Annotated in this window: 21 protein-coding genes; 8 read left to right on the top strand and 13 right to left on the bottom strand. The window is 61.2% G+C overall.

Annotated elements, in window-relative coordinates; translation table 11 throughout:
• Positions 1–129: 129 nt before the first annotated feature.
• On the bottom strand, positions 130–1,038 hold the full coding sequence (locus CAF74_RS10385) for a TauD/TfdA family dioxygenase (RefSeq protein WP_085746311.1): 909 nt from the start codon (positions 1,036–1,038) through the stop codon (positions 130–132).
• Positions 1,039–1,218: 180 nt separating this feature from the next.
• On the opposite strand from CAF74_RS10385, the gene CAF74_RS10380 reads away from it, so the two are divergent.
• Positions 1,219–2,139, top strand: a complete 921-nt coding sequence (locus tag CAF74_RS10380; protein ID WP_041475105.1) for a LysR family transcriptional regulator — start codon at positions 1,219–1,221, stop codon at positions 2,137–2,139.
• A gap of 39 nt (positions 2,140–2,178) precedes the next feature.
• Here CAF74_RS10380 and CAF74_RS10375 read toward each other — a convergent pair whose 3' ends face one another.
• Positions 2,179–3,192 carry an ABC transporter substrate-binding protein gene (locus tag CAF74_RS10375; protein ID WP_011331920.1) on the bottom strand — a complete coding sequence of 338 codons (1,014 nt, stop codon included), beginning with the start codon at positions 3,190–3,192 and terminating at the stop codon, positions 2,179–2,181.
• A 304-nt stretch (positions 3,193–3,496) separates the two neighbouring features.
• Here CAF74_RS10375 and CAF74_RS10370 point away from each other — a divergent pair, with 304 nt between their 5' ends.
• From CAF74_RS10370 to CAF74_RS10360, 3 genes are read left to right on the top strand one after another with little or no spacing between them, the layout of a single operon-like run.
• Positions 3,497–5,095 carry an ABC transporter permease gene (locus CAF74_RS10370; RefSeq protein WP_085746310.1) on the top strand — a complete coding sequence of 533 codons (1,599 nt, stop codon included), beginning with the start codon at positions 3,497–3,499 and terminating at the stop codon, positions 5,093–5,095.
• Positions 5,092–5,907 (top strand): ABC transporter ATP-binding protein, encoded by an 816-nt coding sequence (locus tag CAF74_RS10365; protein WP_085746309.1) that lies wholly within the window; start codon positions 5,092–5,094, stop codon positions 5,905–5,907. The genes CAF74_RS10370 and CAF74_RS10365 overlap by 4 nt, the downstream gene beginning before the upstream one ends.
• Before the next feature lie 14 nt (positions 5,908–5,921).
• Positions 5,922–7,532 (top strand): arylsulfatase, encoded by a 1,611-nt coding sequence (locus CAF74_RS10360; RefSeq protein ID WP_085746308.1) that lies wholly within the window; start codon positions 5,922–5,924, stop codon positions 7,530–7,532.
• 221 nt (positions 7,533–7,753) lie between these two features.
• Here CAF74_RS10360 and CAF74_RS10355 read toward each other — a convergent pair whose 3' ends face one another.
• Complete coding sequence (locus CAF74_RS10355) at positions 7,754–8,827, bottom strand: fatty acid desaturase (protein WP_085746307.1); 1,074 nt, start codon at positions 8,825–8,827, stop codon at positions 7,754–7,756.
• Positions 8,828–8,927: 100 nt separating this feature from the next.
• Here CAF74_RS10355 and CAF74_RS10350 point away from each other — a divergent pair, with 100 nt between their 5' ends.
• Positions 8,928–9,932 carry an AraC family transcriptional regulator gene (locus tag CAF74_RS10350; protein WP_085746306.1) on the top strand — a complete coding sequence of 335 codons (1,005 nt, stop codon included), beginning with the start codon at positions 8,928–8,930 and terminating at the stop codon, positions 9,930–9,932.
• A gap of 14 nt (positions 9,933–9,946) precedes the next feature.
• Here the strand turns inward: CAF74_RS10350 and CAF74_RS10345 are convergent, their stop codons facing one another.
• The 4 genes from CAF74_RS10345 to CAF74_RS10330 form a co-directional block, all read right to left on the bottom strand.
• Positions 9,947–11,170, bottom strand: a complete 1,224-nt coding sequence (locus CAF74_RS10345) for a type II toxin-antitoxin system HipA family toxin (RefSeq protein WP_085746305.1) — start codon at positions 11,168–11,170, stop codon at positions 9,947–9,949.
• On the bottom strand, positions 11,163–11,411 hold the full coding sequence (locus CAF74_RS10340; protein WP_085746304.1) for a helix-turn-helix domain-containing protein: 249 nt from the start codon (positions 11,409–11,411) through the stop codon (positions 11,163–11,165). Before CAF74_RS10340 ends, CAF74_RS10345 begins: the two co-directional genes overlap by 8 nt.
• A gap of 114 nt (positions 11,412–11,525) precedes the next feature.
• On the bottom strand, positions 11,526–12,914 hold the full coding sequence (locus tag CAF74_RS10335) for a heavy metal sensor histidine kinase (RefSeq protein ID WP_085746303.1): 1,389 nt from the start codon (positions 12,912–12,914) through the stop codon (positions 11,526–11,528).
• The gene (locus tag CAF74_RS10330; RefSeq protein ID WP_085697973.1) at positions 12,904–13,584 is read right to left on the bottom strand and encodes a heavy metal response regulator transcription factor; all 681 of its coding nucleotides are present in this window, start codon (positions 13,582–13,584) and stop codon (positions 12,904–12,906) included. The genes CAF74_RS10335 and CAF74_RS10330 overlap by 11 nt, the downstream gene beginning before the upstream one ends.
• A 136-nt stretch (positions 13,585–13,720) precedes the next feature.
• On the opposite strand from CAF74_RS10330, the gene CAF74_RS10325 reads away from it, so the two are divergent.
• On the top strand, positions 13,721–14,203 hold the full coding sequence (locus tag CAF74_RS10325; RefSeq protein WP_085746302.1) for a heme-binding protein: 483 nt from the start codon (positions 13,721–13,723) through the stop codon (positions 14,201–14,203).
• Positions 14,204–14,219: 16 nt separating this feature from the next.
• Complete coding sequence (gene uraH / locus CAF74_RS10320) at positions 14,220–14,630, top strand: hydroxyisourate hydrolase (protein WP_085746301.1); 411 nt, start codon at positions 14,220–14,222, stop codon at positions 14,628–14,630.
• Between the two features lie 124 nt (positions 14,631–14,754).
• Here the strand turns inward: uraH and CAF74_RS10315 are convergent, their stop codons facing one another.
• Together CAF74_RS10315 and CAF74_RS10310 are read right to left on the bottom strand one after the other, a co-directional pair.
• Positions 14,755–15,075, bottom strand: a complete 321-nt coding sequence (locus CAF74_RS10315; protein WP_085746300.1) for a hypothetical protein — start codon at positions 15,073–15,075, stop codon at positions 14,755–14,757.
• A gap of 70 nt (positions 15,076–15,145) precedes the next feature.
• Positions 15,146–15,829 carry a Crp/Fnr family transcriptional regulator gene (locus CAF74_RS10310; protein WP_085746299.1) on the bottom strand — a complete coding sequence of 228 codons (684 nt, stop codon included), beginning with the start codon at positions 15,827–15,829 and terminating at the stop codon, positions 15,146–15,148.
• A gap of 85 nt (positions 15,830–15,914) precedes the next feature.
• Between CAF74_RS10310 and CAF74_RS10305 the strand changes: the two genes are divergently transcribed.
• Complete coding sequence (locus CAF74_RS10305) at positions 15,915–16,439, top strand: DUF962 domain-containing protein (RefSeq protein WP_085746298.1); 525 nt, start codon at positions 15,915–15,917, stop codon at positions 16,437–16,439.
• A gap of 123 nt (positions 16,440–16,562) precedes the next feature.
• Here CAF74_RS10305 and CAF74_RS10300 read toward each other — a convergent pair whose 3' ends face one another.
• The 4 genes from CAF74_RS10300 to CAF74_RS10285 form a co-directional block, all read right to left on the bottom strand.
• The gene (locus tag CAF74_RS10300; RefSeq protein WP_085746297.1) at positions 16,563–17,552 is read right to left on the bottom strand and encodes a sulfate ABC transporter ATP-binding protein; all 990 of its coding nucleotides are present in this window, start codon (positions 17,550–17,552) and stop codon (positions 16,563–16,565) included.
• Between the two features lie 3 nt (positions 17,553–17,555).
• Positions 17,556–18,428, bottom strand: a complete 873-nt coding sequence (cysW, locus tag CAF74_RS10295) for a sulfate ABC transporter permease subunit CysW (RefSeq protein WP_011331905.1) — start codon at positions 18,426–18,428, stop codon at positions 17,556–17,558.
• A gap of 13 nt (positions 18,429–18,441) precedes the next feature.
• A complete protein-coding gene (cysT, locus tag CAF74_RS10290) occupies positions 18,442–19,260 on the bottom strand; it encodes a sulfate ABC transporter permease subunit CysT (protein WP_007952818.1) in 819 nt (272 codons plus the stop codon).
• A gap of 70 nt (positions 19,261–19,330) precedes the next feature.
• The gene (locus CAF74_RS10285; protein ID WP_085746296.1) at positions 19,331–20,344 is read right to left on the bottom strand and encodes a sulfate ABC transporter substrate-binding protein; all 1,014 of its coding nucleotides are present in this window, start codon (positions 20,342–20,344) and stop codon (positions 19,331–19,333) included.
• Positions 20,345–20,441: the final 97 nt, after the last annotated feature.

The following is a 20,441-nucleotide window of genomic DNA, read 5'->3' as shown; positions in this document are numbered from 1 at the left end:
ACCTGTATGAGCTTTGCTGAATCCATAATCGACTTGATCCTTCAGGTCGATGTATGGCGCCAGACATCTCGGTCAGCTCCCTCTCCCTCCGGGAGAGGGCGGGGGTGAGGGGCTTTTGATCTTCTGCTCTTACTCACGCCCTTTGATGGTCTGGCTACGCTGCCCATTCGCCCCGACCGGCACTTCTCCTTTCAGCGTCACCCGACGCACCACACGATCCTGAGTGCCGTAATCATCAATCGCATAATGCTGCGTCGAACGGTTATCCCAGATCGCCACATCACCGGCCTTCCAGCGCCAGCGCACGACGTTCTCCTGGCGGATCACATGACTTTGCAGCAAGCCGAACAGGTGCGCCGAATCGGCCTGGGAATAGCCCTTGATGCGTTTGACGAAATGCCCCAGCAGCAAGCTCTTTTCGCCGCTGATCGGGTGCACACGCACCACCGGGTGCTCGGTCTCGTAGACGGTCGAGGTGAAGATCTTGCGATAGCGCTCGAGCTTCTCCGCCGACACGTCCGGCTTCACGGAGGCGTAGTCGTACTCGTTGCTGTGCACGGCCACCAGTTTGTCTGCCAGCTCACGCAATTCAGTCGGCAGTTCGTTGTACGCGGTCGCGGTGTTCGCCCACAGCGTGTCGCCACCGAACGCCGGGGCCACCACCGAGCGCAGGATCGAGGCTTTCGGGTAGGCATCGACGAAGGTCACGTCGGTGTGCCACGAATTGGCGCGCTGCCCTTCGGCGCCGTCCAGCTCCAGCAGATAACGGGTGCCCTCGCGGGACGGCACGGTCGGGTGCGCCACCGGCTCGCCGAGCAGATGCGCGAAGGCTTCCTGACGTTGATCGTCGAGCTGGGTCTGCTCGCGAAAGAACACCACCTTGTACTGGATCAGCGCCTGTTGAATGGCTTCAACCGTCGCGGCATCCAGCTCACCGGACAGCTGCACGCCACGGATTTCGGCGCCGATACGGCCGGCCACCGGATGAATGTCCAGCGTGTGGACAGCGGGTTTTACAGCGAGTGCGGCATTGCTCATGGGTAGACCCTCATCGACTGCTTGCGGTTGGACGGCAGCGAAACAACGCTCTATCTATATTCCATTTACATCTAATAGATATTCACATGCTTCGTTGACGGAATAAGAGCTTGCATTTAAAACCTCAAGCAACCTCGTCGCAAATGCCTTCGAGCTATTTTTAGGATGCCGGAAAAGCATATGGATCTTCGCCAGTTGCGCTACTTCATCGCCCTCAACGAACACCGCAGTTTTGTCCGCGCAGCCGACGCCATGGGCATCACTCAACCGGCATTCAGCCGCAGCATCCAAGGGCTGGAGCAGGAGTTCGGCTGCGTGCTGGTGGATCGCGGCAACAAGGATCTGCGCCCGACACCCGAAGGCCAAGTGGTGCTGCAACACGCCCTGACCCTGGTGCAGGGCGCGGCGTTGCTCAGCGCCGAAGTGACGCAGATGACCAAGCTCGACGCCGGCGAACTGCATTTCGGTTGCGGCCCGGCGCCGGCGGTGAAACTGGTGCCGGACGCGGTGGCGCAATTCATCAATGCGCACCCGAAAGTGCGCACCTGTTTTCAGGTGGATAACTGGGAAAAACTCAGCCGCGCCCTGAGCCGCGAAGAGATCGAATTCTTCATCGCCGACATCCGCCATTTCGAGTCCGACCCGAACTTCCAGACCCAGCCGCTGACGCCCAAGCGCGGGGTGTTTTTCTGCCGGCCGGGGCATCCGCTGCTGGCCAAGGAAAGCCTGTCGACCAACGACATGTTCGACTACCCGCTGGCGACCACGCTGATCCCGCCCGGCATTCGCAAACTGCTGGCGAATCTCAGCGGACGGATCGACTTTTCGCCTACCATCGAGACCGAGCACTTTCCGGCGCTGGTGAAAGTGGTGCTGCAATCCAACGCGATTGGTGTCGGCACTGAAGAGGCGTTTGTCGAGGACATCGCCCAAGGCTCGCTGGCGCTGCTGCATTGGCGCAATCTGCCGCAGAATCTGGAGAGCATGAATGCGCGGTGCGGGATTGTGAGCCGCACGGGATTCCGGCTGTCACCGGCAGCGCGGGCGATGATCGAGACGTTGGTGGCGGTGGATAAACAGGCGATCAGCGTCGCGGTTTGAGGGTCATTCCCACGCTCTGCGCGGGAATGACCACATGACTCAGAGCTTCGCAGCCGCCAGCTCAGGCGCGACCCACTCGTTCACCTTGAACGGCTTGCGGATCAGCTTCTGCTGCGCCGCCAGGTCCACCTTGCCCTGCAGGTTTTCGAGGAACAGCGGGTCCAGTGTCGACGGGAACACTTCGCTCAGATTCTGATCCTTCAGATCCTGGGTGAGGATCACTGGCGGATAACTAGCCAGTCCCGACACAAGCTGCACGTAAGCGTCCTTGTTGCTGTCCTGAGTCAACCACTCCACCGCCTGCTGCTGCGCCTTGAGCAGTTTTGCCACGGCTTCCGGATGCCCATCGACAAACTTGCCGGTACCCACCAGCACCGACTGCACACTGCCGGCGCCACCGAGGTCTTTGGTGTTAAGCGGCAACTCGGCCAAGCCTTTGGCCTGCAATGCAGTCAGCCCGGAGCTGCCCCACGACGCATCGATCTGCTTCGCCGCCAGCGCCGCTACCGCTGCGTTGAAATCGAGGTTGATCACTTTCACGTCCTTCTCGCTCAGGCCCACGCTGGCCAGCGCCGCATCGAACGACAACTGGGTCGCGGTGCCCCGGAAGATCGCCACGCGCTTGCCTTTGAGATCCTGCAGCGTCTTGATCCCCGAACCCGGCACCACGCCCAGGTATTGCTTCACACCCCGGGCGCTGGCGCTGAGCAGGCGCGTATCCAGACCGTTGGACTTGCCGATGATGGCCGCCAGATCTCCGAGATAGGCCAGATCCACCTGACCGTTGGCGAACGCCTCGTTGATCACAGGTCCGGCGCCCTTGAAGAAGCTCCACTGAATCTTGATGCCCTGATCGGCGAAAGCCTTTTCGAAAATCTGCTGATCGCGCAGCACGTCCACGATGCCCCCGCCGCTGTGCTGGGTACCGGCGCTCAGATCAGGCACGGCAATCCTGATTTCCTTGAGCTCGTCGGCCTGGGCAGAGAACGCCAGCAGACCCGCCAGTGCCGGCGCGGCAAACAGACTGATGACACGTTTGAAGGGAAGGTTCATGGGTGCGGCTCCTGATCACGGCGGGCATTGAGGAGCCGAAAGTAGGCGCAATCCGTATCAGCGCTTAAATACTTAAAAAGCACATTTTTATAGCTTTTCAAGCTAAGCCAGCAAAGTCGGGACATGCAGAGCCGTATGCATGGAGAGCATCGAAAATATTCTTCGAATGCATTGGATGCGCGCAGGGCTGGAGGCCTTAAATGGCGCTGCTTATCTCCAAAATGATTATTTTCTAACTCACTTATAACAATTGGTTTTTAGCTAATTCCGCTGACTCGATCCAACCCGACAACGGAGGTCACCCATGGCCCGTGAATCCCTTCTCAGCCTGCCACTGGCCGCACCGCCGTTGAAAAGCCGGCGTACCTGGCCAAGCCTGAGCCACCGCGTTTTACCCTGGATATTACCGCTCGGACTGTTCGCCCTGTGGTGGCTGGCGGCGCGCAATCAATGGATGAGCGAACAGATTCTGCCGGCGCCATCGCTGGTGTGGAACAGCGCGATCGAGCTGTCCCAGGGCGAGTTGTGGAGTCATTTGTGGATCAGCCTGCAACGGTTGTTCTGGGGCTTGCTGGCGGGCGTTACCGCCGGCGCGGTACTCGGTGCGGCGCTGGGTTTCAGCCGTCGTCTCGAACGCTTGATCTTCCCGACTTTCGCCGGCCTGGCCCAGGTGCCGACGCTGGCGTGGATTCCACTGTTCATGGTGTTTTTCGGCATCGGCGAAACGCTGAAACTGGTGGTGCTGATCAAGGCCATCGTGGTTCCGGTGACCTTGCATACGCTGGTCGGCGTGCGCGATGCGCAACCCAAGCTGCGCGAAGCCGCCGCTGTTTTACGTTTGCCTCCACGACTGTTGATCCGCCGACTGGTGCTGCCCGCCGCCCTCCCCGCATTCATGGCCGGCGTACGCTTGGCGCTCGCCGCTGGCTGGACTTCATTGCTTGCCGTCGAGCTGCTGGCCTCCAGCGAAGGCATCGGTTACCTGATGGTCTGGGCGCGACAGCTGTTCATGCTCGACATCGTCTTCGTGTGCATCGTCGTAATCGGCCTGATCGGCGTGGCGATGGATCGCGGCATCGGTCTGCTGGACAAAAAACTGGTGCACTGGCCGCACCCGGCCACGGCAGAAATCCGTCGCGGCCCACGCTACGAAGGCTGGCAACGCGTACAGCCGTGGCTGCTGCCGCTGGCGCTGTTTGCGCTGTGGCAACTGGCGGTCGATCAGCAATGGATCGATGCCAACATTCTGGTCAGTCCGTGGGTGGTGCTTGAGGCGACGAAAAACGGATTGCTCGACGGCACGTTGATCTCGGGCATGGCCCTGAGCCTGGGCCGCACACTAGGTGGTCTGTTGATTGGCGGCGGCCTCGGCCTCGTGCTGGGTTTGCTGCTGGGTCTGTCGCGCACCAGCGAACGCGTGCTCGGCCCGACCCTCGCCGCCCTGCGCCAGATCGCGATTTTCGCCTGGGTGCCGCTGCTCACCGCCTGGTTCGGTCTAGGCGAACTGGCGAAGTGGGTGTTCGTCGCCCTCGCCGCTTTCTTTCCATTGTTTGTCGCGACTCAACGCAGCGTCGCCAACCTCTCGCCACAACTCAACGAAGCCGCGCAAGTGCTGCGCCTGAGCCTCGCCCAACGCCTGCGCCGACTGGTGCTGCCGGGCGCCGCGCCGGGGATTTTCGCCGGCTTGCGCCTGAGCCTGATCTACGCCTGGCTAGGCACCATCGGCGCTGAATATTTCATGCCGTCCAACGGCGGCATCGGCAGCCAGATGATCGGCGCCCAACAACTGCTGCGCATGGACCTGATCATGGCCGGGATGCTCCTGGTCGGCCTCACCGGCGCCCTGCTCAACCTCATTGGCCAACGCCTGGAAATCCGCGCCACCCGCTGGAGACACGCATGAACGCACCGATTGTCAGCTTCAACCATGTAGGCAAATCCTTTGACGTCGACGGTTTCGAACTGGAGGCGATTCGCGAATTCAACCTCGACATCGCCGAGGGCGAATTCGTCGCCATCGTCGGCTCCAGCGGCTGCGGCAAATCCACCCTGCTGCGTTTGCTGGTGGGCCTCGACACGCAGTTTCGCGGGCAGATCACGGTCGATGGCAAAGCCGTCAGCGGCATCGGCGGCGAGCGCGGCATCGTGTTTCAGGAGCATCGTTTGTTCCCGTGGCTGACGGTGGCCGACAACATCGGTCTGGGCCTGGTCAACGAGCCGCTGGCTGCCTCCGAAAAGCAGCAACGCGTCAACGATTTCATCGAGCTGGTGGGCCTGCGCGACTTCACCCGCGCCTACCCGCATCAACTCTCCGGCGGCATGGCCCAGCGCGTGGCGATTGCTCGCGGGCTGGTGGCGAGCCCACGGATCCTGTTGCTCGACGAACCCTTCGGCGCCCTCGATGCGCTGACCCGCCAGCAGATGCAGGACGAACTGCTGGCGATTCGCGAGCGGGCAAAGATCACCACGATTCTGGTCACCCACGATGTCGAGGAAGCGATTTTCCTCGCCGACCGCGTGGTGGTGATGGAACCGCGCCCCGGCCGGATCAAGCGGGTGGTGGACATCGCCCTGCCCCATCCGCGCCAGCGCAGCAGTTTCGACTTCCACCAGTTGCGCGAAGAACTGCTGCACGAGCTGACCAGTGACGACCATTACCAACCGAGCGCACCGGTGCAGATCCGTGATCTGCCGTTGTCGTTCATTGCCTGCTGAACAGGAGCCTGTTGATGCCGCAACGTCCCAACTTTCTGGTGATTCTGGCCGATGACCTCGGTTTCTCCGACATCGGCGCGTTCGGCGGCGAAATCGCCACGCCGAACCTCGATGCCCTGGCCAACAATGGCCTGCGCCTGACCGATTTTCACACTGCACCAACCTGTTCGCCGACCCGCTCGATGCTGCTCACCGGCACCGACCACCACATCGCCGGCATCGGCACCATGGCCGAAACCCTGACCCCGGAGCTGATCGGCAAACCGGGTTACGAAGGCTATCTCAACGACCGTGTCGTCGCGTTGCCGGAGTTGCTGCGCGAGGCCGGTTACCAGACCTTGATGAGCGGCAAATGGCACCTGGGCCTGACCGCCGAACTGGCGCCTCACGCCCGAGGCTTCGAGCGCTCGTTCTCGTTGCTGCCCGGCGCGGCGAACCACTACGGATTCGAACCGACCTACGATGAACACACGCCCGGCCTGCTGAAATCCACCCCGGCGCTGTACATCGAAGACGACACGTTCATCGACGAATTGCCCAAGGATTTCTATTCCTCCGACGCTTTCGGCGACAAGCTGTTGCAGTACCTCAAGGAGCGCGACCAGAGCCGGCCGTTCTTCGCCTACCTGCCGTTTTCCGCGCCGCACTGGCCGTTGCAGGCGCCCGCCGACATCGTCGAAAAATACCGTGGCCGCTACGACGCAGGGCCGGAAGTGCTGCGCCTCGAGCGTCTGGAAAAACTCAAGTCGCTGGGATTGATCGAGCCGGATGTCGAACCGCATCCGCTGATCCAGCTGACCGCGCAATGGGACGCGCTGAGCGATGAACAAAAACGCATTTCCGCCCGGGCGATGGAGGTCTACGCGGCGATGGTCGAGCGCATGGACTGGAACATCGGCCGCGTCGTCGACTATCTGCGCCAGCAGGGCCAGCTCGACAACACCTTCATCCTGTTCATGTCCGACAACGGTGCCGAAGGCGCGCTGCTGGAGGCCTTCCCGAAATTCGGCCCGGAGCTGGTGACCTATCTGAGCCAGCATTACGACAACAGCCTCGACAACATCGGACGCGCCAACTCCTACGTCTGGTACGGGCCGAACTGGGCGCAGGTGGCCACCGCGCCGTCGCGCCTGTTCAAGGCGTTCACCACCGAGGGCGGGATTCGCGTTCCGGCGCTGCTGCACTATCCGCAGCTGCCGCTGAAGGGGCAGATCAGCCATGGTTTCGGCACGGTGATGGACATCACGCCGACCATCCTCGATCTGGCCGGCGTGCGCCATCCCGGCAAGCAATGGCACGGCAAACCGGTGGCACAGTTGCGTGGTAAATCGTGGCTGGGCTTTTTGTCTGGCGAGACGGCGCAGGTGCATGACGAACACACCGTTACCGGTTGGGAATTGTTCGGGCGCCGGGCGATTCGGCAGGGGCAGTGGAAGGCGGTGTGGATCCCCGGTCCAGTCGGGCCGGCGACCTGGCAGCTTTACGACCTGGGGAGTGATCCGGGGGAGATTCATGACCTGGCGTCGAGTCAGCCGCAGAAGCTTGAGGCGCTGATCGAGCATTGGCAGCGGTATGTGGAGGAGACCGGGGTGATTTTGAGTGAGTCGCCGTTTCAGCCGGATTGAGGGCAGGATCAAAAGCGCTCCCTCACCCCAGCCCTCTCCCGGAGGGAGAGGGAGCCTACCGAGGTGTCTTTCGCTATACATCGACCTGAAAAAACCAGTCGACTATGGATTCAGAACAGTTCGTTCACGTCGGCGTACTTCCCCAATATCCCCCAATCAGTCCCCTCTCCCCCCGGGAGAGGGTTAGGGTGAGGGCTGGATCTCCAGCCGAAAACACAAAGTCAGTTCACCTCGATCGCCTTACCCGCCAACCCTTCATTTTCCTTGCGAACAAACCTGTTCGCCCGCCCAAACGTCCCGAAATCGTTGAACCGAACCCCCATCTCCCGCATCACCTTGTGCGCCACCGGCACCGTCAGCTGGCGAATGTAAAACGGCTCCTTCACCACAAAATGATGAATCCCGTGACTGCTGCCGAAATTGAAGCAGAACGCCTGCAAAGGCCACAGCCACCAAGGATTCAGCACCTGGCACTGCTGAAGCACATTACCCGGCTCCACATCCCCGTAGTAATGCATGTTCGAACTGATGAAGTGCAGGCAGAAAGTGCGCAATACGTTCGGGCCAATGATCACCACGGCGGCGATGTCGATCACCTGCATCACCGACAACGTGGTCGCCGACCATTCAATCGGCGAGCCCATCAAGTAAGCGATGCCATTGGCCGCATGGAACCCGAGAAACACGTACCACGCGCCCCAATGCACCAGCGCCAGCGGCGCGTAGACCTTCAAAGTGCGTTTGATGATGCTGAACTTATGCGCCCAGGTCTTGGCCCGCAGCATGCGGATGAACGCCGACATCACGTTGTCGCCGACCATCAGCAACCGCGCGAAACCCCAAGGCTCGCCGTTAGTGATCGCCCGCTCTTCCATGTCGGTTTCAGTGCCGGACACCTTGTGATGATTGAGGTGCAGATGGCGGCGAATCCAGGGGTTGATCGTGCTCGGCCGCGCCAGCCACACCAGGCCCATCATCAGATTGTGTGGCACCCGCTGTTTGCGGAAATACATGCTGTGGATCAGGTCGTGTTCGAGTTCGTGGGTCAGCGAGGCGAAAAACGCGTTGAGCAGCAGGCACGCCCACCATGCCATGTGCCCGGTGATGTAGAGCGCCGCCGAACCGATCATCCCGGCCAGGGCAAACGCCAGAATCCCCGCCCCAAGTGCGTCCTGATGCTTGAGAATCGGGTAGCGCTCGCGCAGCTCGACGCCCTTGGCCAGCACCACTTCGCGAATATGCGCTGATCGCTGGGCAGCATTGTGTCGCTGGGGACTTGCAGAAGTACGGTCCATGCTTCCATCCTCTGGTTATTGATGTTCGCATCCTGCCTCGCGCGGACTCCAAACGCGGTAGCCGAGAACGCCAACCTGTTGACCGGAAGCGCCAATCAGCATGAAGGAACCGACTTCTCTCGCTAGCTGGACCCGTGCCCTGCGCAAGCAACTCGACGCGCTGGGGCTGGACAGCACTGCCCTGTGTCAGCAGGCCGGGCTCGATCCGCAACTGATGGACGACCCGAACGCCCGCTATCCGTTGTCCGCCACCACGCGTCTGTGGGAAATCGCGGTGCAGGTCAGCGGCGATCCGGCAATCGGCTTGCGGGTGTCGCGGTTCGTCAGCCCCACCACCTTTCACGCACTGGGCTATGCGTTAGTGGCCAGCGGCAGCCTGCGGGAAGTGTTCGAGCGGATCGTGCGTTATCACCAGGTGGTCAGCGACGCGCTGGAACTGGAGCTGACCCGCACCGAGGACCGCTACCGCTTTCGCCTGAAAATCCCGGCCGGCAACCCGGCCCCCGCCTTCGAAGCCATCGACGCGTTTGCCGCGATCTACGTGCGCACCTGCCGCAATCGCCTGGGTCGCGACTACGCACCACTGGCGGTGTACCTGCGCCGCCCGGAGCCGGCCGATGCGCATCAGTGGCACAAGGTGTTCCGCTCGCCGGTGCATTTTTCCGCCGAAGAAGACCGCATCGAATTCGCCCTCGCCGACTTCGACAGTCACCTCGACGACGCCAACCCTGAACTGGCCGAGCACAACGAAGCAGTGCTCAAACGCACCCTCGCCCAACTCAAGCCGCTGACCTGGGAGCGCAAGGTGCGCGACGCCATCGAAGAACAACTGCCCGAAGGCGAACCCAGCGCTGAACGCATCGCCCAGGCCCTGCACCTGAGCCTGCGCAGCCTGCAACGGCACCTGGCGGACGAGGGTTGTCGCTTCGACACCCTGCTGAATGAAAGCCGCGAGAACCTCGCGCTGCTGCACCTGCGCGATCCGCAATGCTCGCTGAGCGAGGTCAGTTATCTGTTGGGATTTGCCGATACCAGCAGCTTCAGCCGCGCGTTCAAACGCTGGACCGGGATGACGCCGGGGCAGTTTCGGGATCAGTTGCGCTGAGCGCACATGGGCATTCAACCCTTGGTCAGACTGCGTTCAATCCCGGACTCCCACTGCTCGATCATTGCCGTACCCACCTCGGCGAATGACTGATGGGTTCGGCAATGCTCGAGCATTTCCGCCATCGCCGTCTGCATGCCATGAACAACCTGCTGCAGTAGTTCATTGCACCGGCCTTCAGTGAGATTGCACGCCGTACGGCCGAAGCGGATGAGCGCCTTCTGCTTGGGCCATGCCTTCGACCCGCCCAGCAGCAAGGCCAGGCTGTCGTTCCTGATGTAAACCGATGTGGTGATGATGTCGTAAGCCGGGGCCAGCCGGATCGAAGCCTGCGCACCGCATTGGTCATACAGCACACCGAAGTTCTTCAGGTGCGCATCGCCATTTTTCAGTCCCGCCGACAGCGCTACGATCTTGAAAAAAGCTTCCAGCGCCTGACTCAACAGCGCAGGCGAAACAAAGGCCTTGATCTGTCGGGCAGCGCCTTCGTAAGAACCATCGTATTTGGCTCTGGAAGGCCAGCCATTGAGTACGCAGAAGTCCTCGAAACCCAGATAGCCGTGCTCAATCAGGTCAAAACGCTCGACCACCAGAAATTTGCCCTGCTCACTCAATTCAAACTTTGGCACTTCAAGTCCGCTAAGCGCTGCGGCGCGCATACAGAAGTACTCGTTGGTCGCCAGCTCGGGAAACTCTTCGGGACGGAAGGCTTTGACCAGATGTGTGGAGCCTCGGTGAGTCAGGCGATCAACTGCTGCCGCACTGTCGCGCACCAGAACTTTGGGCTGTACGCCCGAAACCCCGGAGTATTGGCCGTACTTCTGTAGCAAATCATCGAACAATCCCTGGGCACCGTCATGCACCAAAAGCTCGGCCAATGATGTTTCGGGCTGACGCTCGGTTGCCGACTCGCTGGTAATCGCCAGCCGTCCCAACTGATGCGGTCCGACGATAGCGAGCAAGGCGAAATCATCAAAACCGCGCACTGCTTTACTAAAGCGTCGAACCAGCTCATCGCGCAGCGCGCCTTCCGGCAGATTCATTTCGAAGACGGGATGAATGCCCCGCTCCCAGCCGTAGCTCTCCAGCCGGGTCGGCATTGTCAGCGACACTGCATTCTCGTCGATGGCGTCCTCGCGATAACTGAACACACTGTCCATGCCCGGCTGCCCTCGACCGAGCGTTCCGACCGGGCTATCAGCGACTGTGATGTGCAAGCGATCTGTCGGCTCAGTCATGGAAATTGACCTTCTGCAACGCGTCGAGTGTCGGGCGTTGCGCTCTCACGGGAACCGCCGTCAGCTCATAGCCAAAGCCGTTGAGGATCGCCTCGACTTTGCGCAGACCAATTTCAGAAATCGTATTGTTTTCGATACCCGAAATGGTGGCGCGGCTCATGCCGTAACGTTGCGCCAACGCCTGTTGCGAGAGTTTTTGCGCTTTGCGCAGAGTTCTGATCAGTTCGCCCAACTGTTCCATGACACACCAGTGCATTATATACAGTGCAATAAATCGTAAATAAAGAAATATGCATCGCATTTGATGCCAATTCAGGGCGAGTCTAGCTCAGATGAAACGGCATGTGCGGGTCGATTAGCGACTGGTTACAAATCCAAGCTCAAAAACCGTACCCGTTGCATCACTGCTGACCCGCACCCGGCCCCCATGCAACTGCATGATCGACTGCACGATCGCCAGTCCCAATCCGCCGGAATCTCCCGGCTCCGCGCGGGACGGGTCGACGCGGTAGAAGCGGTCGAACAGTTTGCCCAGATGCTCACCCGCGATGACCGGGCCGAGGTTGTGCACTTGCAGCCAGCACAGGCCTGGCTCATCGCGTCGGCGCAGGCTGATGACCGAGCCGGCATCGGCATGGCGTACGGCGTTGGCCAACAGATTGCCCAAGGCGCGTTGCAGCAGTTGCTGATCCGCCAGCAACTCTCCGCTGAACGTGTTTTCGAGGCGGATTTCCCGGTCATCGGCCAGGGCTTCGAAGTAGTCGCACAACTCATCGCCGATTTCGTGCAGTTCCAGCGTGCGCAGATCGAGCGCCCGCTCAGCCTGCTCTGCGCGGGCGAGAAACATCAGGTTTTCGGCCATGCGCTTGAGCCGTTCGAACTCTTCCATGTTCGACGCCAGCACTTCCTGATACTCGGTGCTGCTGCGCGGATAATTCAGTGCCTGGCCGTTGCTTGCGAGCAAGGTGTGCAGCGGCGTGCGGATTTCATGGGCGAGGTCGGCGGAAAACTGTGAGAGGCGCTGGAAGCCGTCGTCCAGCCGCACCAGCATGCCGTTCAGCGCGTGCACCGGCTCCAGCAATTCCGCTGGCGTGCCGGCGGTGGGGACGCGTTGGTCGAGGCTGCGCAGGTCGATGCCGCGCAGCGCTTCACTCAGCTTGCGCAGAGGCCGCAAACCACGGCGCAACAGCACCAGGCCCAGCGTGAAGGCGAGCACGGCACCCAGGCCGACGGCCAGATACAAGCGCAGGCGATAGCTGCCGAGCATCTGCTCGCGCTCGCTCAGAACCTTGCCGGCGATCACGGTCAGCGCTTCGCCGTTCGGGCCTTGGGCCTGACCTGACAACAAGGCCAGCTCGACACCGTCCGTTGCCTGCCAGGTCAGCACATCGCGGCGTTGCGGCGGTTGATCCCGGGGGATGGCCTGCACGGACGGCAGTGCGCGTTGGCGAGGGTTGATCGTGATCACATTCGAGCCGTCCGCGCGTTGCACCAGCAGCAGACTGTCGAGATTGCCGAGCATGTTCTGGTACAGCCGTGGCCGCGCCTGCAAGGCGTCGAGGCTGTCGCTGTCGGCGAGCAGCGCGCGCACCTGTTCCAAACGACCGAGCAACGCCATGTCGTCGCGCCAGGCGATTTCCGAGGCCAGCGAGCGATACAGGAACACGCCAATCGCGCTGAGCACCAACGCACAGACGGCGGCGAACGCCAGGGCCAGGCGCCAAGCGATGGATCTAGCGCGCATCGTCGGGCGCTTCGAGTTGATAGCCGACCCCGCGCACGGTGTGGATCAGTTTGGGCATGTACGGATCATCGACTTTCGAACGCAGCCGGCGCACCGCGACTTCGACCATGTTGGTGTCGCTGTCGAAATTCAGGTTCCACACCTGCGAAGCAATCAGCGTGCGCGACAGCACTTCACCCTGTCGGCTGGCGAGCAAATGCAGGAGGGCGAATTCCTTGTTGGTCAGGGCGATGCGCTGGCCGCCACGGCTGACCCGGCGGCGCAGCACGTCGATTTCCAGGTCGGCGATGCTGTACGACTCGGCCTCGCGCATCGGCCCGCGCCGCAACAACGTGCGCACCCGCGCCAGCAGTTCGGCGAAGGCGAATGGCTTGAGCAAATAGTCATCCGCCCCCAGTTCGAGGCCACGCACGCGGTCTTCGATAGCGTCCTTCGCCGTCAGGAACAGCACCGGCGTGGCGCCGCGCTGGCGGATCAACTGCAGCAATTGCCAGCCGTTGAGGCCCGGCAACATCACGTCGAGGATGATCAGGTCATATTCCTGCTGCTCGATGAAGTAGCGCCCGTCGAGACCATTGAGCGCCACATCCACGGCAAAACCCGACTCGCCCAGCCCTTTGGCGAGGAAATTCGCAGTTTTGGCTTCATCTTCTACGACCAGCAAACGCATGGCACACCTCGATTGATCAGAGGCACAGGCTAGGCCCCTTCGCCGCCGTTGCCCATTACAAACTTGTAATCCGGCTGACGAGGTTTCGACGGGGACCGGCGGATAAGGTGGCGGCCTTCGCTTCTGGAGCCTGCCCATGTCCGCTAAATACTTGGTTGCCAGCCTGGCAATCGGCCTCGGCACTGCCGCAATCGCCGCGCCTGAGCTACCCCGTCACGCCGATCTCGATCTGAAAACCGCACGGCTGCTGGCCGACACAGCGCTGGAAAGCTGCACCGGCACGGTATCGGTGCTCGACCGTGGCGGCAACCTGTTGGTGACCTTGCGCGGCGACGGTATCGGCCCGCACAACACCGTCGCCAGCCAACGCAAGGCCTACACCGCGCTGTCGACGAAAACTCCGACCCGGTTGTTCGCCGAGCGCGCCCGCAGCAACCCGGAAACCGCCAACCTCAACACCCTCGACGAGCTGCTTTTGCTCGGCGGCGGCATCCCTCTGTTCGCTGGCAAGGAACTGGTCGGCGCCATGGGCGTGGCCGGTTCCGGCGGCGGCGAGCAAGACGAGAACTGCGCGATCAAGGCTGCCGACATCGTCGGCCTTTCCATCAACCGTATTTGAACCCAGGAGCATCACCATGACCCCACTGCGCATGACTTTTGCCGCGCTCGGCCTGAGCGCTTTTTCGAGCCTGGCGCTGGCCGCCGGCAATCCGCTGAGCGTGCATGTACTCAATCTGGAAAACGGCCTGCCATCGCCGGGCATCAACGTGACGCTGGAGCGCCATGTCGGCCAGGACTGGCAGCCGCTGGCGCAGGGCACCACCAATGAACAGGGGCGGATCGCCGAACTGTTCCCGGCGAACAAAACGTTCGAGGCGGGTGAATATCGGGTGGTATTCAAGACAGGCGAGTACTTCGAGAAGACGAAGCACGAGACGTTTTTTCCGGAGATTCCGGTGATCTTTCAAGTGAAGCAGACGGATCAGCACTATCACATTCCGTTGCTGCTGAGCCCGTATGGTTTCTCCACTTATCGCGGTTCGTAACTCAAACAGACTCCTCAAAAAAGCCCCTGCCCATCGACAGCAATGTTGAATGTTCAGGGGCTTTCTACTTCACTAACCGTCCCAGTGCGGCAGGGTTGGAAATCAGCTTGCGGCTGGTGCGTCCTTATTCGACCTTGAACTTGAAAAACGGGCTCCAATCAGACCTTTCACGATTATCCGTCTGCACAGCGAAAGCCTCATATTCAGCTGCAAGCAGTTTCTCTTTCACAGACCAAATACCATCCGGGCCGACTTGAGTTGAAGCAAACGAGTCACCATCAATCGGAACTTTCATGATCCATACCCACCACCCAGCCAGACCAGTACCCGAAAATTCAACCGGGTTGTTGACGTCACCTTGGGGTTTGACAACGACTGGTGCCGGGACGCTTTTATTGATAGGGAGGTTAGAGTAATCAGCGGTGCCGGTAGCTTTACTGTTCATCGGTTCCAACTCCTTGGGCGGTCGTATTTGACACACTTGTTGTACACCGCCCAATAGGAGCCCACCACTGTCAGATCTGACAGGTGGCACGCAGTTTTTCCATGTCCAGAATCTCGATTTCCCCATAGCCGAGACCAATAATTCCCTGATCTTTCAGGTCCTTGAGGATCTGGTTGGTGGTCTGCCGCGACAGCGACAGCATCGACGCCAACTGCTCCTGGGGCAGTTGCAGCACCCGGCGTGGCGGATCCAGTTCGCCGTAGCCTTCGGCGATCATCAGCAGGCGATGAGCCAGACGCGCCGGGGCCGGCAGCAGGCTCAGCTGTTCGAGGTTGATGAAGGTCAGGCGCAATTTGTGGCTCATCAGCAAGGCCAGATGGCGCCAGTAGACGGGCTGTTCGTCGAGCAGTTTAAGCAGCGTGGCCTGGGGAATGTTCAGCAGGGTGCAAGGCCCGACCGCGTAGGCATCGTGGGTGCGGGGCTGGCCGTCGAACAGGCAGATTTCACCGAACCAGTGCGGCGCCTCCACCAGGCTCAGCAACGCCTCCTTGCCCTGCTCGCTGACCGCGCTGATGCGCACCGCACCATCGAGCACCGCGTACAGCCCGCACGGCGCATCGCCGCGCTGGAACAAGCGCTGCCCCGCCGCCAGCCGCCGCTCCCGGGCCGCTGCCAGCAGACTATCCTGAAAGGACGAAGGCAGATGACTGAACCATTGCCCGGTCAGCAGGCGCTCGCGCCAGACCTTATCCATGCGTTCTCCTAAAGATTGTCGCCTGCCTGACAGAGCGAGCCGTGAACCCGGGGCATGATTCGATCACCCTACAGGAGGAACAACAATGAAAAGCCTCGTCGATCATTTGAGTCAATACGCCGCTTACCACCGTGACCCGCGCAACATCGCCAGCCACTTTATCGGGATTCCGCTGATTGTGGTGGCGGTAGCCGTGCTGTTGTCGCGGCCGGAATGGTCGGTGGGCGGATTGTGGATTTCCCCGGCGGTGATCGCTGCCCTTGCTTCGGCGTGGTTTTACCTGCGTCTGGAGCTGAAGCTCGGGGTTCTGATGACCGTACTGATGGGGCTGTCGGTCTGGGCCGGGCATGCCCTCGCGCAGCAGAGCACCATGGTCTGGCTCAGCAGCGGTCTGGCGATGTTCGTGATTGGTTGGGTGATCCAGTTTGTCGGGCACCACTATGAAGGGCGCAAACCGGCGTTTGTGGATGACTTGAGCGGGTTGATTGTCGGGCCGCTGTTTGTGGTGGCCGAGCTGGCGTTCATGCTCGGGATGCGGCATGAGCTGAAAGAGCAGATCGAGGCGCGGGCGGGTGTGGTGCGGGTCAATCCGAATCGTGCGGCTGTCTGAACCACTGCCCGGCTCGCTCGTTGCCACGCTCTGCGTGGGAATGAATCCCGTGACGCTCCGCGTCACAGTGGACGCGGAGCGTCCATAGCGGCGTTCCCACGCAGAGCGTGGGAACGAGCGAGATCAAAGGCTGGCGATTTTCTGCCAGACCTTCGGCTTGAAGAACAACGTCTCACCTTTCGCCAAACCGGTCAGGCTGTCGTGGTCCTTCACCACCTCCGCCTCGATCAGATCGCTCTGCCCCTCAACCTTCAACGTCACCCGCGTGGTCGCGCCCAGCGGCCGGATATCGCGGACTTCAGCGGCGTGGTGATCCTCCAGCTCATGCCGCGACAGCGATACTTCGTGCGGACGGAACAGCACGTGATTGTCATCGCCCAGATGCAGGCGGTTCGAATCGCCGAGGAAGTGATAGACGAAATCGCTGGCCGGGTTTTCGTAGACATCGCCCGGTGAACCGATCTGCTCGATCACACCCTTGTTCATCACCACGATGCGGTCGGCCACTTCCATCGCCTCTTCCTGGTCGTGGGTCACGAACACCGAGGTCAGGTTGATGTCTTCGTGCAGGCGCGCCAGCCAGCGGCGCAGCTCTTTACGCACCTTGGCGTCGAGGGCGCCGAACGGCTCATCGAGCAGCAGCACTTTCGGCTCCACCGCCAAGGCGCGGGCCAGGGCGATACGCTGACGCTGGCCGCCGGACAGTTGCTCCGGATAACGATCCGACAGCCAGTCCAGTTGCACCATGTTCAGCAGCTCGTGAACCTTGGTTGCGATCTGGCTTTCGCTCGGGCGCTGGTTCTTCGGCTTCATGCGCAGGCCGAACGCGACGTTGTCGAACACCGTCATGTGGCGGAACAAAGCGTAGTGCTGGAACACGAAACCGACATTGCGATCCCGCACGTCGTGGCCGGACACGTCTTCGCCGTGGAACACGATGTTGCCGTTATCCGGAGTTTCCAGACCGGCAATAATGCGCAGCAACGTGGTCTTGCCGCAGCCCGACGGGCCGAGCAGCGCTACCAGTTCACCGCTGTGGATGTCCAGGCTGATGTTGTCCAGCGCCTTGAACGCATTGAAATTCTTGCTGACGTTACGCACTTCGATCGACATGAATTATTCCTCCGCGGCGCTGGCGCGCAGGCGGTTGATACGGTTTTCGCTCCACTGCTTGAGCAGCAGGATGAAGAGCGCCAGGATCAGCAACAGGCTCGCCACGGCGAACGCGGCCACGTGGTTGTATTCGTTGTAGAGGATCTCGACGTGCAGCGGCAAGGTGTTGGTCACCCCGCGAATGTGCCCGGAGACCACCGACACCGCACCGAACTCACCCATGGCCCGCGCGGTACACAGCACCACGCCATAGATCAGGCCCCATTTGATGTTGGGGACGGTCACGTGCCAGAACATCTGCCAGCCATTGGCGCCGAGCAGACGCGCGGCTTCCTCCTCCTGAGTGCCTTGTTCCTGCATCAGCGGGATCAGCTCACGGGCCACGAACGGCACAGTGACGAAGATCGTCGCCAGCACGATGCCCGGCAGGGCGAAGACGATCTGGATGTCGTGATCCTGCAGCCACGGCCCGAACAGGCCCTGGGCGCCGAACATCAACACGTAGACCAGACCGGCGATCACCGGCGATACCGAAAACGGCAGGTCGATCAGCGTTACCAGCATGCTCTTGCCGCGGAACGAGTACTTGCTCACGCACCACGCGGCGCTGACACCGAACACCAGGTTCAGCGGCACCGACACCAGCACCGCGATCACGGTGAGTTTCAACGCCGACAAGGCATCCGGTTCAAAGATCGCAGTGAAGAACGCGCCGAGGCCGTTCTTCAATCCCTGGGACACCACGATGAACAGCGGCAGCAGCAGAAACAGGAAGAAAATCAGCCAGCCGAGGCCGATCAGGATCCGCCGCGAAGTGGCACTGCCACGGCGGGCGGCGTTGGCCGAGGAAGCGGCCGCAATAGACGATTGGGACATGGTTCGCGCCTCCTTATGGGGTTTCGATGCGCCGCTGCAGCAAGTTGATCAGCAGCAACAGGACGAAGGAAACCACCAGCATCAACACGCCGATGGAGGTAGCGCCGGTGTAATCGTACTGGTCGAGCTTGACCATGATCAGCAGCGGCAGGATCTCGGTTTTCATCGGCATGTTGCCGGCGATGAAAATCACCGAACCGTACTCGCCGACGCCACGGGCAAACGCCAGTGCAAAACCGGTCAGCCAGGCCGGCAACAGCGCCGGCAGCAGGATGTGACGGAACACCTGCAATGGTTTGGCACCGAGGCACGCCGCGGCTTCTTCGACTTCACGCGGGATGTCGGCCAGCACCGGCTGCACCGTGCGCACCACGAACGGCAGGGTCACGAAGGTTAGCGCCAACGTGATCCCAAGCGGGGTGTAGGCGATCTTGAAACCGAGGTCAGCGGCGAACTGCCCGACCAGCCCGGTCGGCGTGTACAGCGCCGTCAGCGCAATACCGGCCACGGCGGTCGGCAGGGCGAACGGCAGATCGATCATCGCGTCGATCACCTTGCGTCCCGGGAACGTGTAGCGCACCAGCACCCAGGCCAGCAACGTGCCGATGATGCCGTTGATGATCGCGGCGCACAGCGCGGTGCCGAAGCTCAGCTTCAATGCGGCGAGAACGCGGGGCGCGGAGATGATCGTCCAGAACTGATCCCAGGTGAGTTGGGCGGCGTGGACGAACATCGCCGCCAGCGGGATAAGCACAATCAGGCTGAGGTACACCAAGGTGTAGCCCAGCGTCAGCCCGAAGCCGGGTATGACGGGGGAGATACGACGCGACATAAAAGTCCTTGGTTTGAGAACGCGCAAAGCCCCGAACATAAATCCGGGGCTCGTTTTAGGCTATTGAAACTTACTGCGCCTGATAGATCTGGTCGAACACGCCTCCGTCGTTGAAGAATTTCGGCTGTGCGGTTTTCCAGCCGCCGAAGTCCTTGTCGATGGTCACCAGCTCCAGTTTCGGGAACTGCTGGGCGTACTTGGCGGCCACGTCCTTGTCACGCGGACGGTAGAAGTTCTTCGCCGCGATTTCCTGGCCGGCCGGGCTGTACAGGTGCTTGAGGTAGGCTTCGGCGATCTGCTCGTTGCCCTTCTTCTCGGCGTTCTTGTCGACCACCGCCACCGGTGGTTCGGCGAGGATCGACAGCGAAGGCACGACGATGTCGAACTTGTCCTTGCCGCCGTCTTCTTTCAGCGCCAGGAAGGCTTCGTTTTCCCAGGCCAGCAACACGTCACCCTGACCGTTGTTGACGAAGGTGATGGTCGAGCCACGGGCACCGGTGTCCAGAACCGGAACGTGCTTGAACAGGGTCTGTACGTATTCCTTGGCTTTGGCTTCGTTGCCGCCGTTGGCTTTCAGGCCGTAGGCCCACGCCGCGAGGAAGTTCCAGCGCGCACCGCCGGAGGTTTTCGGGTTCGGGGTAATCACCGAGACGTCGTTCTTGATCAGATCGCCCCAGTCCTTGATGCCTTTCGGGTTGCCCTTGCGCACCAGGAATACGATGGTCGAGGTGTACGGGGTGCTGGCTTCCGGCAGACGCTTCTGCCAGTCAGCCGGCAGGGTCTTGCCGAGCTTGGCGATTTCGTCGATGTCGCCGGCCAGGGCCAGGGTCACGACATCGGCGCGCAGACCATCGATCACCGCACGGCCCTGCTTGCCCGAACCGCCGTGGGATTGCTGGATCTTCACGGTGTCGCCGGCGTGCTCCGACTGCCAGTACTTCACGAACTCGGCGTTGTAATCCTGATACAGCTCGCGCGTCGGGTCATACGACACGTTGAGCAGTTCGTAATCCTTGGCAACCGCGGAACCGGCAAACACAGCACTGGCCAGGGCGGCCAAAGCGTAACGGCGAATCGACGACATGGTGAAAGCTCCTGGAATTCTTGGTGGTGGCTTTTTCTTATGGATTGCTGGAATCGGGTTGCTCATTCAACGACCGCAGCCTGTGGCAGCTTCTGCC

The sequence above is a fragment of the Pseudomonas sp. R45(2017) genome, assembly GCF_002112305.1.
Lineage (GTDB): Bacteria > Pseudomonadota > Gammaproteobacteria > Pseudomonadales > Pseudomonadaceae > Aquipseudomonas > Aquipseudomonas paraglycinae.
The sequence above is the reverse complement of the archived record's forward strand: the minus strand, read 5'-3'. Positions and strand labels throughout refer to the sequence as shown.

Coding starts and splice junctions, on each gene's coding strand:
- CAF74_RS10385 (WP_085746311.1), bottom strand. CDS start 1,038: ATGAGCAATGCCGCACTCGCTGTAAAACCCGCTGTCCACACGCTGGAC.
- CAF74_RS10380 (WP_041475105.1), top strand. CDS start 1,219: ATGGATCTTCGCCAGTTGCGCTACTTCATCGCCCTCAACGAACACCGC.
- CAF74_RS10375 (WP_011331920.1), bottom strand. CDS start 3,192: ATGAACCTTCCCTTCAAACGTGTCATCAGTCTGTTTGCCGCGCCGGCA.
- CAF74_RS10370 (WP_085746310.1), top strand. CDS start 3,497: ATGGCCCGTGAATCCCTTCTCAGCCTGCCACTGGCCGCACCGCCGTTG.
- CAF74_RS10365 (WP_085746309.1), top strand. CDS start 5,092: ATGAACGCACCGATTGTCAGCTTCAACCATGTAGGCAAATCCTTTGAC.
- CAF74_RS10360 (WP_085746308.1), top strand. CDS start 5,922: ATGCCGCAACGTCCCAACTTTCTGGTGATTCTGGCCGATGACCTCGGT.
- CAF74_RS10355 (WP_085746307.1), bottom strand. CDS start 8,827: ATGGACCGTACTTCTGCAAGTCCCCAGCGACACAATGCTGCCCAGCGA.
- CAF74_RS10350 (WP_085746306.1), top strand. CDS start 8,928: ATGAAGGAACCGACTTCTCTCGCTAGCTGGACCCGTGCCCTGCGCAAG.
- CAF74_RS10345 (WP_085746305.1), bottom strand. CDS start 11,170: ATGACTGAGCCGACAGATCGCTTGCACATCACAGTCGCTGATAGCCCG.
- CAF74_RS10340 (WP_085746304.1), bottom strand. CDS start 11,411: ATGGAACAGTTGGGCGAACTGATCAGAACTCTGCGCAAAGCGCAAAAA.
- CAF74_RS10335 (WP_085746303.1), bottom strand. CDS start 12,914: ATGCGCGCTAGATCCATCGCTTGGCGCCTGGCCCTGGCGTTCGCCGCC.
- CAF74_RS10330 (WP_085697973.1), bottom strand. CDS start 13,584: ATGCGTTTGCTGGTCGTAGAAGATGAAGCCAAAACTGCGAATTTCCTC.
- CAF74_RS10325 (WP_085746302.1), top strand. CDS start 13,721: ATGTCCGCTAAATACTTGGTTGCCAGCCTGGCAATCGGCCTCGGCACT.
- uraH (WP_085746301.1), top strand. CDS start 14,220: ATGACCCCACTGCGCATGACTTTTGCCGCGCTCGGCCTGAGCGCTTTT.
- CAF74_RS10315 (WP_085746300.1), bottom strand. CDS start 15,075: ATGAACAGTAAAGCTACCGGCACCGCTGATTACTCTAACCTCCCTATC.
- CAF74_RS10310 (WP_085746299.1), bottom strand. CDS start 15,829: ATGGATAAGGTCTGGCGCGAGCGCCTGCTGACCGGGCAATGGTTCAGT.
- CAF74_RS10305 (WP_085746298.1), top strand. CDS start 15,915: ATGAAAAGCCTCGTCGATCATTTGAGTCAATACGCCGCTTACCACCGT.
- CAF74_RS10300 (WP_085746297.1), bottom strand. CDS start 17,552: ATGTCGATCGAAGTGCGTAACGTCAGCAAGAATTTCAATGCGTTCAAG.
- cysW (WP_011331905.1), bottom strand. CDS start 18,428: ATGTCCCAATCGTCTATTGCGGCCGCTTCCTCGGCCAACGCCGCCCGC.
- cysT (WP_007952818.1), bottom strand. CDS start 19,260: ATGTCGCGTCGTATCTCCCCCGTCATACCCGGCTTCGGGCTGACGCTG.
- CAF74_RS10285 (WP_085746296.1), bottom strand. CDS start 20,344: ATGTCGTCGATTCGCCGTTACGCTTTGGCCGCCCTGGCCAGTGCTGTG.